Source organism: Photobacterium angustum, assembly GCF_002954615.1.
In the GTDB taxonomy this organism is placed as follows: domain Bacteria; phylum Pseudomonadota; class Gammaproteobacteria; order Enterobacterales; family Vibrionaceae; genus Photobacterium; species Photobacterium angustum_A.
In genome coordinates this window covers 193,988-207,522 of sequence record NZ_MSCJ01000002.1, presented here as the reverse complement: position 1 = coordinate 207,522, position 13,535 = coordinate 193,988, and the positions used below count along the sequence as shown (strand labels likewise).

7 protein-coding genes and 1 pseudogene are annotated in these 13,535 nt (G+C 42.5%); 6 read left to right on the top strand and 2 right to left on the bottom strand.

Annotation, left to right across the window (positions count from 1 at the left end; all coding sequences use genetic code 11):
• Positions 1–210 precede the first annotated feature (210 nt).
• Positions 211–2,382, top strand: a complete 2,172-nt coding sequence (gene uvrD / locus BTO08_RS14610; RefSeq protein ID WP_005372483.1) for a DNA helicase II — start codon at positions 211–213, stop codon at positions 2,380–2,382.
• A gap of 96 nt (positions 2,383–2,478) precedes the next feature.
• On the opposite strand, the gene ggt is transcribed toward uvrD, so the two are convergent.
• Positions 2,479–4,242 carry a gamma-glutamyltransferase gene (gene ggt / locus BTO08_RS14605; RefSeq protein WP_105061457.1) on the bottom strand — a complete coding sequence of 588 codons (1,764 nt, stop codon included), beginning with the start codon at positions 4,240–4,242 and terminating at the stop codon, positions 2,479–2,481.
• A gap of 134 nt (positions 4,243–4,376) precedes the next feature.
• On the bottom strand, positions 4,377–5,282 hold the full coding sequence (rarD, locus tag BTO08_RS14600; protein ID WP_105061456.1) for an EamA family transporter RarD: 906 nt from the start codon (positions 5,280–5,282) through the stop codon (positions 4,377–4,379).
• A gap of 204 nt (positions 5,283–5,486) precedes the next feature.
• On the opposite strand from rarD, the gene recQ reads away from it, so the two are divergent.
• From recQ to polA, 5 genes and pseudogenes are all read left to right on the top strand, one after another.
• Entirely contained in the window at positions 5,487–7,337 is a 1,851-nt protein-coding gene (gene recQ / locus BTO08_RS14595; protein WP_105061455.1) for an ATP-dependent DNA helicase RecQ, read from the top strand.
• 317 nt (positions 7,338–7,654) lie between these two features.
• Entirely contained in the window at positions 7,655–7,960 is a 306-nt protein-coding gene (locus BTO08_RS14590) for a DUF3630 family protein (protein ID WP_105061454.1), read from the top strand.
• Positions 7,961–8,093: 133 nt separating this feature from the next.
• Positions 8,094–8,804 carry a 7-cyano-7-deazaguanine/7-aminomethyl-7-deazaguanine transporter gene (locus BTO08_RS14585; RefSeq protein ID WP_105061453.1) on the top strand — a complete coding sequence of 237 codons (711 nt, stop codon included), beginning with the start codon at positions 8,094–8,096 and terminating at the stop codon, positions 8,802–8,804.
• A gap of 77 nt (positions 8,805–8,881) precedes the next feature.
• Positions 8,882–9,342 (top strand): annotated as a pseudogene (locus tag BTO08_RS14580) (N-acetyltransferase family protein).
• Positions 9,343–10,196: 854 nt separating this feature from the next.
• Positions 10,197–12,968, top strand: coding sequence for a DNA polymerase I (gene polA / locus BTO08_RS14575; RefSeq protein ID WP_105061452.1), 2,772 nt, complete (start codon positions 10,197–10,199; stop codon positions 12,966–12,968).
• Positions 12,969–13,535: the final 567 nt, after the last annotated feature.

Genomic DNA, 13,535 nt, shown 5'->3' with positions numbered 1-13,535 from the left:
AATCCTCTTGAGATATAACTTAGTTGGCTGATTTTTATGTGGCGTTAAAACGCTCTGTTTAATAGGAAAGGGGAAGGCTGATATTTATTGCGAAAAAAAATGATTAAAATTAAAACAATTTTCTGCACCAAGGAAAGATGAAGATATCGAGGCAATCTTTTTTCGTGCTGTTATAATCATCACCATTGTATAAATAACCAGTAGATAGCGATGGACGTTTCACTCCTATTAGACGGGCTCAATGATAAACAAAGAGAAGCGGTGGCAGCGCCGTTGGGTAACCACCTCGTACTGGCTGGCGCCGGTAGTGGTAAGACACGAGTGCTGGTTCATCGCATTGCTTGGTTGTTATCGGTAGAGCAAGCATCACCGTATTCGATCATGTCGGTGACCTTTACCAACAAAGCGGCCGCAGAAATGCGTGGGCGTATTAATGAGTTAATGCACGGCTCAAGTGCGGGGATGTGGAACGGTACTTTCCACGGACTATGTCACCGCATGCTACGTGCTCATTACCTTGATGCGCGTTTGCCGGAAGATTTTAATATTTTAGATTCTGATGATCAGATGCGTTTATTGCGTCGCTTGATCAAAGCGCAGAATCTAGATGAAAAGCATTGGCCCGCTCGTCAGGCTGCTTGGTATATCAATGCCAAGAAAGATGAAGGCTTACGTCCTAAACACGTTGAAACCTATAGCGATCCTGTAGAACAAACTTGGCTGCGTATTTACACTGCCTACCAAGAAGCGTGCGATCGTGCGGGAATGGTCGATTTTGCGGAGTTATTGCTGCGTTCTTACGAGTTATTGCGTGATAACAAGCATATTCGTGAACATTACCAAGCACGCTTTAAGCACATTTTGGTCGACGAGTTTCAAGATACCAACAGTATTCAGTTTGCGTGGTTACGCTTAATGGCAGGGCCTGATTGCCATGTGATGATCGTGGGTGATGACGACCAGTCTATTTATGGCTGGCGTGGGGCAAAAATCGAAAATATTCAGCGTTTCTTAAATGAATTTAAAGATGCATCGTCGATTTTCCTTGAGCAAAATTACCGTTCGACCGGCAATATTCTAAATGCAGCCAATGAGTTGATTGCCAATAACAACGAACGTATGGGCAAGAAACTTTGGACTGACGGCGGTGAAGGAGAGCCGATTTCGCTTTATTCTGCGTTTAACGAGCTCGATGAAGCACGTTTTGCGGTGGGTAAAATCAAAGAATGGCGCGATCAAGGTGGCAGCCTCAACGAAACGGCTTTCTTGTACCGTAGTAACGCCCAATCACGCGTATTAGAAGAAGCATTAATTCAAGCTGGGTTGCCGTACCGAATTTACGGCGGTATGCGATTCTTCGAGCGCCAAGAGATAAAAGATGCGTTGTCTTACATGCGCTTAATCTCCAATCGTAATGATGATGCCTCGTTTGAGCGTGTGGTAAATACCCCGACGCGCGGTTTGGGCGATCGCACGTTAGAGACGATTCGTTTAGCTGCTCGCGATCGTGGTTTAACCATGTGGCAATCGAGTATTGCCTTGCTTGAAGAGCAAGTTTTAGCAGGCCGTGCGGCGAATTCATTACGCCGTTTTATCGAGCTGATTAATGCTCTTGAAGATGATACCGCCGACTTGCCAATGTATCAGCAGACCGATGAAGTCATTCGAAATTCTGGTTTACGTGCAATGTACGAGCAAGAAAAAGGCGAAAAAGCCCAAGCCCGTATTGAAAACTTAGAAGAATTGGTCACAGCGACTCGCCAGTTTGAGATCCCAGAAGAAGCAGAAAGCATGACGCCACTTGCGGCCTTCTTAGCCCATGCGGCATTAGAAGCGGGTGATGGTCAGGCGGATGACTTTGAAGATGCGGTGCAGCTGATGACGATGCACAGTGCTAAAGGTCTAGAATTCCCGGTAGTATTTATGGTGGGTGTAGAAGAGGGGATGTTCCCTAGCTCACGTACCACAGAGGAAGTGGGACGTTTAGAAGAAGAGCGTCGTTTGTGTTACGTGGGGATGACCCGTGCAATGCAAAAACTGTATATCACGTATGCTGAAATGCGTCGTTTATACGGTAAAGATAACTTCCACAAACCTTCACGCTTTATCCGCGAAATTCCCGACCAGTTCGTCGAAGAAGTCCGCATGAAAGCGCAAGTGTCACGTCCAGCAAGCAGTGGTCGTTTTAGCCAAACACAGGTGAATAACAACTTTAATGAGACAGGTTTTAACCTAGGTCAGCGTGTTGAACATCCAAAATTTGGTGAAGGCACCATCATTAACTTTGAAGGCAGTGGCGCACAAAGTCGTGTGCAAGTAGCGTTTAATGGTGAAGGTATTAAGTGGTTGGTGACTCAGTACGCCAAGCTTACACCAATGTAATTGCATGCATTCTTAATTGATCGTAATACTTAAAAATAAACCCCAGCAATCATCTTGAGTGCTGGGCTTTTTGCTTTTGTCTGCGTATTAGCGCGGTTATTGGCTGATCACTTTACCTTCTCGACGAGGATCGGCTGCCCCAATAAGCTGATTTGGCGCAATACTTATCGCTTGAATACCTGAATTCAGATCTTTGATTTGGATTTTATAGCCCAGCTTCTCAAGCTTTGGCGCCCACTCTGCCGCGGGCGTGTTTTTTTCAAGTTCAAAGGTACCGAAGCGATTATTCATATTCGGTAAGTTGATCGCTTGTTGTAAATCCATCCCCCAATCAATATACGCGACTAAGGTTTTTGCGAGATAACCAATGATCTGACTTCCTCCGGGTGAGCCGATGGTTAGCACTGGCTGGTTGTTTTTCATCACAATCGTGGGTGTCATTGATGAGCGAGGTCGTTTACCTGGCTCTATTCGGTTAGCAACAGGAATACCATCAATTTGGCTACGGAATGAAAAGTCCGTTAATTCATTATTGAGTAAAAATCCCCTGACCATTAACCGTGAACCAAAACTGTTTTCAATCGTCGAGGTGAGTGAGACCACATTACCTTCTTTATCTACAATGGATAAATGGCTGGTGGAAGGCAGTTCGATAGCTTCATCACTGGCGCGGTTATTGGCATGATTCCAAGGTGGTGTCCCCGGTTTTACGTGGGTTAATGCTTTTTGTCCATCGAGTAATTTAGCACGCTCGGCAAGGTAGTTCGGATCGAGTAAGCCACGGACAGGCATTGGCACATAATCACTGTCTGCCATATAGCGACCGCGATCAGCAAAAGCTAACCGTGAGGCATCACCAATTAACTGCCAACTTTTGACGTTATCGGCACCGAGCTTATCCAAGGGATAATGATTGAGCATGGCTAATATTTGCCCCAAGGTTAATGCGCCAGAGCTGGGTGGTCCCATTCCACAAATTTGATATTGACGGTAGGGGGCACAAATAGGCTCACGTTGTTTAACGCTGTAGCTTGCGAGATCCATCGTGTTTAATACCCCAGGATTACCTTCTGCGCTCTGTACGGTATTAACAATATCTCGCGCAATATCACCTTGATAAAAGGCTTTGGGGCCATAATCAGCAACTTGACGTAAGGTGTTTGAATAAGCGTTATTAACTAACTTACTTCCTGCTTGAAGTGGTTTGCCTTGTGAGTCAAAAAAGTAGGCTTTAGTCGTAGGGTAGCGACGAAGATTTTCTGCATCGTTTTGAACCATTGCAGCGAGCCGTGGGCTGACGATGAACCCTTCTTTGGCTAATTTGATCGCAGGAAGAAACAGCGTTTTCCACGGCAATTTTCCGTATTGCTGATGACTGCGCCAAAGCAGTTTAATCGTCCCCGGTGTACCTACAGATCGTCCACCGACAACGGCATCATAGAATTTTAGCGGCTGACCTTGATTATCTTGAAACAAACGGGGAGTCACAGCAAAAGGAGCCGTTTCTCGACCATCAAATGTCGTCATTTGGTTATTGTCATTATCCCAATACACCAAAAATCCGCCACCACCGATCCCTGATGATTGTGGCTCAACTAAGCCTAATATTAGCTGCGCGGTGATCATTGCATCAACAGCACTGCCACCCTGACGTAAAATATCAGCTCCTGCTTGACTGGCATAGGTATTGGCTGTGGCGATCATCCACTCTGTACCTGAAACCAACTGTTGTGATTGTTGGTTAATACTCGGCTCAGGTTCAATATGATCAGAGGCTTGTTGAACTTCATTGGCTAGTGCTGGAAATGAAAAACAACAAACACTCAATAAAAAGGCTGTAGCGGAGGTAAACCTTGGCATCGTCAATCCTTATGAGTGGAGTAATGTCGTTAACTGAACGCTATTTTATACTTTTATTTGCTTGAGTTAGATAATAAAAATGAGAGTTCTATCATACATGTCGAATGATTATCTAAAGGCAAACAAGTTAGCTGCTAATTTTTATTATTCGATGATTGCTGATGAGTTCGGATCCCATCAATACTAAATAACAACAGCGCTAACCAAATACAGCCAAAGGTAATGCCATGTTCTAATTTAAACGGCTCTTTATAAATAAGAGTCGCTAATATGAACATCAAACTAGGACCGATATATTGAAGAAAACCTAAGGTAGACAGCTTTAATTTCGTTGCGGCACCCGTAAAACACAGTAAAGGCAAGGTCGTGACAATACCTGCAGCGACTAACAGTAAATTGAGATCGAAGGAATTATCCGTCAGGTTAGCCGTAGGGCTGCTACTGATAAAAAATAGATAAATAGCGGCTAACGGTAACAACACAAAAGTTTCAATAAATAAGCCAGTTTGAGCATCAATATTGATTTTTTTTCGTAATAGGCCATAAAACCCAAAGCTGGTCGCAAGTGCAAAGGCAATCCAAGGTAATGACCCAAATTGAATGAGCTCGGCAATAACACCGACCGCAGCGATTAAAACCGCCCCCCACTGTAAACGACGTAGTCTCTCACCCAGTAACAGCATGCCTAATAGCACATTTAACAAAGGGTTAATGTAGTAGCCTAAACTGGCATCCAAAAGGTGATTGTTATTGACTGCCCAGATGAAAATAAGCCAATTACAACCGACAAGTAGCGCAGAGATAGTAAGTAGTAAAAGTGTTTTTGGTTGAGTGAAAACGGCTTTGACACGCACCCACTGGCGGCTGAATGCAATAATGAGTGCAAGGAAGAAAAACGACCAAATCACGCGATGACTCAATATTTCGAGCGGAGGAACGCTGGCAATGGATTTGAAGTAGAGCGGCGCAATTCCCCACATGGTATAGGCAGAAATAGCGAGAATGATCCCACGTTTAGCGAGATTGTTGTTATCTTCCATGAAACTCCAAATCTAACATTGGTTAATTTTTATTCTATGGCAGTATATAAATAAGATGGTTTGATTTACCAGTCTTTATTTTATCGCTGAAGATAAGGTGCAAAGTGAGAGCATCGAGTTTTTAATTGATAGCCAAGTTACTACCTCGCATCAAAGGGGGCTTTAGGTATAGAATGAACGCCCCGTTTAGCCAAGAGACTTATCATGTCATCCGTCTGCCATCATGGACCCAGTTCTGTATTATCAGCGTCTACGAGCGAGTCTGTTTTACAGGAAGTTTTCGGTTATCAGCAATTTCGTATAGGGCAACTGGATGTGATTGATGCCGTCAATCGTGACGAAGATTGTTTGGTGATTATGCCAACGGGTGGTGGTAAGTCATTGTGTTATCAGATCCCTGCTTTGTTGAAAGAAGGGATCACGCTAGTTATTTCACCGCTTATTTCATTGATGAAAGATCAGGTAGATCAGCTTAAAGCCAATGGTGTTGCTGCCGCCTATATCAACTCGACGATGGAACGTGATGAGATCCTCGCCGTGTTTGATGCGATGAAAGATGCCACGGTGAAGCTAGTTTATGTCTCGCCAGAGCGCGTATTAACGTATGATTTTATTGATCGTTTACGTGACGTACCGCTGGCGATGGTCGCGGTTGATGAAGCGCATTGTATTTCGCAATGGGGACATGACTTTAGACCAGAATATGCCGCGTTAGGACGATTGAAGCAGTCGTTTGAAAATCTACCGATAATGGCATTAACCGCAACGGCAGATGAAACAACCCGCCATGATATTGTTAGCCGTCTAGGATTGCAGACCCCTCATGAGTATCTAGGCAGTTTTGATCGTCCGAATATTCGTTATACGTTGTGGGAAAAGCATAAACCGCTAACACAAATTATTCGTTATGTTGAAGGTATGCGTGGGCAGTGCGGTATTATTTATTGCAATAGCCGTAAGAAAGTAGAACAGATCAGTGAAAAACTGCGAGATAAAGGCATACGTGCAGAGGCCTATCATGCGGGGTTAGATCATATTGAGCGAGCCAATGTACAAGAGGCATTTCAACGTGATGATATTCATATCGTGGTTGCCACTGTTGCCTTTGGTATGGGGATCAATAAACCCAATGTGCGTTATGTCGTGCATTTTGATATTCCTCGTAACATTGAATCGTATTACCAAGAAACCGGTCGAGCAGGGCGTGATGGTTTACCTGCTGAGGCGGTAATGTTTTACGATCCTTCTGATTTAGCATGGCTTCGCCGTTGTTTAGATGAAAAAGAAGAAGGGCAGCAAAAGGATGTCGAACGTCATAAATTGCATGCGATGGGTGCGTTTGCTGAAGCACAAACCTGTCGTCGTCAGGTATTGTTGCATTACTTTGGTGAGCACCGTGATGAGGCATGTGGTAATTGCGATGTGTGTTTAGATCCGCCGCAGCGTTTTAATGCGGTCGAAGTCGCGCAAAAAGCCTTGTCTTGTGTCTACCGTGTTAACCAAAGTTTCGGTATTACCTATATCGTTGAAGTACTTCGTGGGATGCAAAACCAACGTATCCGCGAGCATGGACATGATAAATTGAGTACTTATGGTATTGGGCGTGAATACAGTCATGAATATTGGGTGAGTGTATTACGGCAGTTAATTCATTTGGGGTACTTAACCCAGAATATTAGCCGCAATTCCGTGCTGCAATTAACAGAAAAAGCCCGCCCACTATTACGTGCTGAAATTGGTTTAGAACTTGCTGTTCCACGACTTGATAATATTGCCCGTAACATGAAAGTGAATAAACTCGCGAATCGCCAGTACGATAAAAAATTGTTTGCCAAGTTACGTAAGTTGCGAAAAGCGATTGCTGATGAAGAAGATCTACCGCCTTATGTGGTGTTTAACGATGCTAGCTTAATGGAAATGGCAGAGCGATTACCGACGTCAAATGGCGACTTTCTTGCGGTGAACGGAGTAGGGCAGCGTAAACTAGAAAAATACGGAGAGGTTTTTTTAGGCTTGATCCGTGATCATTTATTGGCAATTGAAGAGCAGCATTAATATATAAAGCTAGCAATTTTAGTATAGATATAAAAAAACCGAGCTCATGGTAAGCTCGGTATAGAATGCGTTAAGAAACACCATTATGGAGTTTGCCACGACAAAACAGCTTGCGTATTTGGTGGAATATTCATTTCACCGACCATCAAGTTAACGCGACGGGACTCACGATAACGTCTTTGATAGCGAGCTAATAAAACCATGATGGAATACGAAATACTAGCGTGTACTAAATCTTTGTAATCTTAATTAACACTTACTTACATCATGGTGTGAGTAAGCGCTATTTATCCTTCCGGTTATAAAAAGGAATGACAATGACCCCACTTGAAAGCCAACCATTTAGCGTTCGTCAACTCGATCTCAATGCACGTTACTTATCCATTATTAGCCCTGATTTTGACTTTGATAGTTTTGGTTCAGTTGCTTTACAACTTTTAAAGACACTCGATGCTACTGTGATTGAAAAAGAGTGCAGTGCTGATCTGCATATTTGGTTAGTCGATTTTGAAGGTTGTCGCTTGTTGCTCAAAGGTGAACATTACAGTAGCACGTTATGGTTAGAGGCTATGAGTGAGGATGATCTTGATACATTGGCATTTGTCGCAGGCTTATTAAATTGAGATTGAGATTTATCAAGAGCTAGGCAACAAAGTGAATTTCTGTATAATCGCCGACCTGGTTGTTGTTGGCATATAAAATGGCGAGCAACATATATTTTTGGGTTCCCTCCCCCCATTGACAAAAAGGTCTCACATGACGACTGCTTTATCTCAATCTAATGCTATAGCTTCACCCTCTTTTACTCCGCAACAGCAACGTAAAGCCCTAGGTTATTTAGTGCTATTTCATTTACTCGTGATTGCATCGAGTAACTATTTAGTACAGTTACCTTTTACCGTGTTTGGTTATCACACCACCTGGGGAGCGTTTACTTTTCCGTTTATATTTTTAGCTACCGATCTTACCGTGCGTATTTTTGGGGCTGGAATGGCGCGTAAAATTATTTTCCGTGTCATGATGCCTGCGCTGCTCGTATCGTATTTATTATCGGTCTTGTTCTTCCAAGGTGAATACCAAGGGCTAGGACATTTAACGGAATTTAATTTGTTTGTTGCTCGTATTGCGATTGCCAGTTTTATGGCTTACTTGCTAGGGCAAATTTTAGATGTGTCGGTATTCAACCGCCTACGCCAATTAAAACAATGGTGGATAGCCCCAACGGCCTCCACTATTTTTGGTAATGCGATTGATACCATTGCGTTCTTTGGTATTGCGTTTTACCACAGTCCCGACCCGTTTATGGCAGCAAATTGGACGGAAATTGCGTTGGTGGATTACAGCTTTAAGTTAATTATTAGTCTCGGACTATTTGTGCCTATTTATGGCGTATTACTTAATTACTTAATTGATAAGCTGACAACGTTATCACCGCAAACGTTAGTGGCAGCGAAAACCAATCAATAATGGTTGGGATGAAATAAAGATAATATAGCCGATCGCATGATCGGCTTTTTTTCACCTCAATGATGGAGAAGAACAACATGGATCTACAGATAAGAAAAGCAAACCTCGAAGAAGCCCTTGAGGTGCTCCATCGTATTGTGGAATTTGCCGCCCCTATTTCTTTGGCGGCGTTAACTGCGCGTTTAGCAATCAAGCCTGCTTTGATCTTAGTTGCTGAAAACCAGCAACAGTTAGAATAGGCTATGCGCTAGATAAGCAAACATTTTATAGCTGGCTCGATGGTGTATTACCTGCCGGGCGTGGTCACGGGGTGGCACAAGCATTGTTAGAAGCGCAAGAAGCGTGGGTTATTGATCAGGGCTATCAACGACTAACGGTTAAATCGAGAAACCGCTTTCCTGCAATGGTGAGATTATTAATGCGCAATGGCTATCTTATTGAAGATATTGAGAAAAAAGAGAGGGTGCTGGATTATCGTTTACATTTTCGTAAAGAGTTGGTTAAAAAATATCTTTTAAATGACAATTATTCTCAATAAAGTGCTTGCATCTCAAGTGAGAATGGTTATTATTAACAGGCGCTCAGGCGATAGGGATGAAACATAATCATATCGTCTTGATGGCACGACATTGCTCACATTGCTTCCAGTGTACTACAGCTCCGGTTGCGTGTTATTAGTGTAGGGCTAATAACCGAACACCACTTCTGCTGAGCGACGCTACTCATCGTAGCGTCGCTTTTTCTTTTTTAAAATCTGCCTTTTTTATTCTTATCCTCCATTGCTCCGTTATCGTTAAGCCGTTTATTTTTTCTATTGCCTTCACGATGGCATGCATAGTCTTTATGTGTGATTTTACTATGCGACGATCGAAGCGTCTTTATTGATCAATATTAAGATAAAAAAGAGATCAACTTTCTATGCTTCAGTTTTTTATCGAAGATAAATTTTCACTGATAGGTATCTCTGTCATTAAATAGCGTAGAAGCGGCTAAAATTACCGCAGTTTAGTTATTTTTGGTTTTGATACTAAACAAATCGTCTGATTTTTATGGTGTTATTACCGCATTTGGCTTTATCACTATGAGGTTTTCCACAATTAATGATCAAATAGGGATCGAGGATCGAAATTAAGGTTTATAGTTAAGTTATTGATTGTGTTTGTAATAGTTTCTTATTTGCCAAATTACCCAAAAAACGATCAACTGGCGTAAATTAAATACTAACAAAGTTATCCACAGAAAAAGTGAGAATAGAATAAAACATTGGTTAACACTTGCGACAGGGCGTGGCATTCTATGGTTATTGCATTTTTCCTGTCGCTCAACGCCTAATATGGTCGATAATAGAGCTACTAACCTGAACGACAAACGCTTGGATATAAGAATAACCCTATGGCAACTATTCCAGAAAATCCATTGATCCTGATTGATGGATCCTCTTACCTGTATCGCGCTTACCATGCTGCACCGAATTTCACTAATTCTGACGGTGAGCCGACAGGCGCAATTTATGGTGTTGTAAACATGCTACGTAGCATGTTACGTCAATTTTCAACCGAACATATCGCAGTGATCTTTGATGCGAAAGGGAAAACCTTCCGTGATGATATGTATCCTGAATATAAAGCCAATCGTCCACCGATGCCGGACGATCTTCGCAGTCAGATCGAACCATTGCATGCGGTGATCAAAGCGATGGGGCTACCATTGATCGCGATCTCTGGCGTTGAAGCGGATGATGTGATTGGCACGTTATCCACACAAGCATCACAACAAGGTATGCCTGTACTTATCAGTACAGGTGATAAAGATATGGCACAGCTGGTGGATCAAAATGTTACTTTGATCAATACCATGACTGATGTTGTGATGGATCCCGCCGGTGTTGTGGATAAGTTTGGGATTGGTCCTGAGTTGATCATCGACTACCTTGCTCTGATGGGCGATAAAGTAGATAACATTCCAGGTGTACCTGGGGTTGGTGAGAAAACAGCAAAAGCATTGCTGACCGGTATCGGTGGGTTAGATGCTTTATACGATAATTTAGATGATATTGCTGCTCTCGGTTTCCGTGGTTCAAAAACCATGGCGAAAAAGCTGATTGATAATAAAGAAGCGGCTTACATGTCATATAAGCTTGCCACCATTAAATTGGATGTTGAGCTAGATGTAACACCTGATGAACTGCGTAAAGGTGTGCCTGATACAGATGCTCTCACCGAGCTTTTTGGTAAGTTACAGTTCCGTCGTTGGTTAACTGAAATGCTTGATGGAAGCGATGGCCGTATTGTTGCTGACGAAAAATCAGGTGATGTGCCAGCTGAAAAAAAAGCCGTTGCACCAACGATTGATCGTAGTGGGTATGAAACGGTTTTAGATAAAGAAAGTTTTGCAACATGGCTTGAGCAATTAAAAGCGGCAGAGGCGTTTGCCTTTGATACCGAAACCGATGGTTTAGATTACATGACGGCGAATGTCGTCGGTGTGTCTTTTGCGATTGAAGAAGGTAAAGCGGCTTACGTCCCTGTGGCTCACGATTATCTTGATGCGCCAGCGCAGCTTGACCGTGATTGGGTGCTAGAGCAGTTAAAGCCGCTACTTGAAGATCCAAAACAAGCGAAAATTGGTCAAAACCTTAAGTTTGATGCCAGTATTGTTGCTCGTTATGGCATTGAAATGCAGGGTATTGTGTTCGATACAATGCTTGAATCTTATGTATTTAATAGCGTTATTGGGCGTCATGATATGGATAGCCTTGCCCTACGTTATTTAGAGCATAAGAATATCAGCTTTGAAGAAGTTGCAGGTAAAGGTAAAAAACAGCTAACGTTCAATCAAATCGATTTAGAGCAAGCTGGCCCTTATGCTGCTGAAGATGCTGACATTACTTTGCGTTTGCACAATACGTTGTATCCTAAAGTAGAAGCTGACGACAAACTTAAGCATGTCTTTGAAACTATCGAAATGCCATTAGTGCCAGTACTTTCACGTATGGAACGCACGGGTGTTTATGTCGACAGTATGTTGCTTGGCGCACAATCAACAGAGATCGCTGCTCGACTTGATGAAATTGAGAAAAAAGCGTTTGAAATTGCGGAGCAAGAATTTAATTTAAGCTCGCCAAAACAGCTTCAAGCGATCCTATTTGAAAAAATGGGATTACCTGTTTTAAAGAAAACGCCATCTGGTACACCGTCAACGAATGAAGAAGTATTGCAAGAGCTTGCGCTTGATTACCCACTGCCTAAGTTACTCTTGGAATATCGTGGACTTGCAAAACTGAAATCTACTTACACCGATAAGTTGCCTAAGATGGTAAATCCTGCAACGGGTCGAGTCCATACTTCTTACCATCAGGCCGTGACTGCAACCGGACGTCTATCATCAAGCGATCCAAATTTGCAGAATATTCCAGTACGTAATGAAGAAGGTCGTCGTATTCGCCAAGCGTTTGTCGCGCAAAGCGGCTATAAGATCCTTGCGGTCGATTACTCTCAAATTGAACTACGTATTATGGCGCATTTATCTGGTGATAAAGCATTATTAGATGCTTTCCGTCATGGTAAAGATATCCACGCAGCAACGGCCGCTGAAATTCTCAGTTTGGATATTGAAGAGGTGAGCAGTGAGCAGCGTCGCCGTGCTAAAGCGATTAACTTTGGCTTGATCTATGGTATGAGTGCGTTTGGTTTAGCAAAGCAGCTAGATATGGGACGTAATGAAGCGCAAAACTACATGAATGTGTATTTTGAGCGTTATCCAGGTGTTTTAGAATACATGGAAAGCACGCGTAATGCGGCTTCAGAGCAAGGTTACGTTGAAACTCTCTTTGGCCGTCGCCTATATCTTCCAGACATTAAATCACGTAATGGTTTACGTCGAAAAGCAGCGGAGCGTGCAGCAATCAATGCGCCAATGCAAGGAACTGCGGCTGATATCATCAAGCTGGCGATGATTGCGGTTGATGGTTGGGTACAGCAACAACCGGAAGGTGATGTGCGTTTATTAATGCAAGTACACGATGAATTAGTGTTTGAAGTGAAAGAATCAGCACTTGAAACAGTAACAGCATCAGTTAAAGCATTAATGGAACAAGCAGCGACGCTGGATGTACCGCTTATCGCAGATACTGGTTACGGTGATAACTGGGATCAAGCGCACTAATTTTTATTGGTAATAATAAGAATAATAATAAATAGTCAGCACGATGCTGGCTATTTTTTTTGTTAAAAATAAGCGACAAATAAAAACCAATATGTAAAATTTACTTACAACAAAGTGAAAAAAAACTACATTTAGGGGTTCCAAAAACTGAACGTTTGATATACAGTTACAGGTGTAGGGTACAGAGGTAAGATGTTCTATCTTTCAGACCTTTTGTTTCACGTTATTGGATTTGGCTGATTCAGCCGCCCTGGTCTCACTTTGGACCGGGGCGTTTTTTATTGTGCGCTAGCAAATTTTTTCTCTCCGTTTATACCTTTCTCTTTATCTGTTGATTATTTATTTCGTTTTCTCTCTATTTAGCTAATTACTAATCAAATTATGGTCGTTCATTGGTCTATTTGATCTTTTTGGCCTATCTGTTGGCCTGTTTTTCTCTTTATTTTCTCTTTATTTTCTCTTTAGACGTTATTTTTTAGAGTAAATACTTTAAAAAATTAAAACAGCCGCTATACTAAAAATAGCTTCTTGTTCATATTTGCTGTCAGTGCTGATGACATTATTAGC

Bases quoted from the DNA above. Each gene is read 5' to 3' on its own strand.
- recQ (WP_105061455.1), top strand. From the start codon at position 5,487: ATGTCATCCGTCTGCCATCATGGACCCAGTTCTGTATTATCAGCGTCT.
- polA (WP_105061452.1), top strand. From the start codon at position 10,197: ATGGCAACTATTCCAGAAAATCCATTGATCCTGATTGATGGATCCTCT.
- ggt (WP_105061457.1), bottom strand. From the start codon at position 4,242: ATGCCAAGGTTTACCTCCGCTACAGCCTTTTTATTGAGTGTTTGTTGT.
- BTO08_RS14585 (WP_105061453.1), top strand. From the start codon at position 8,094: ATGACGACTGCTTTATCTCAATCTAATGCTATAGCTTCACCCTCTTTT.
- BTO08_RS14590 (WP_105061454.1), top strand. From the start codon at position 7,655: ATGACCCCACTTGAAAGCCAACCATTTAGCGTTCGTCAACTCGATCTC.
- uvrD (WP_005372483.1), top strand. From the start codon at position 211: ATGGACGTTTCACTCCTATTAGACGGGCTCAATGATAAACAAAGAGAA.
- rarD (WP_105061456.1), bottom strand. From the start codon at position 5,282: ATGGAAGATAACAACAATCTCGCTAAACGTGGGATCATTCTCGCTATT.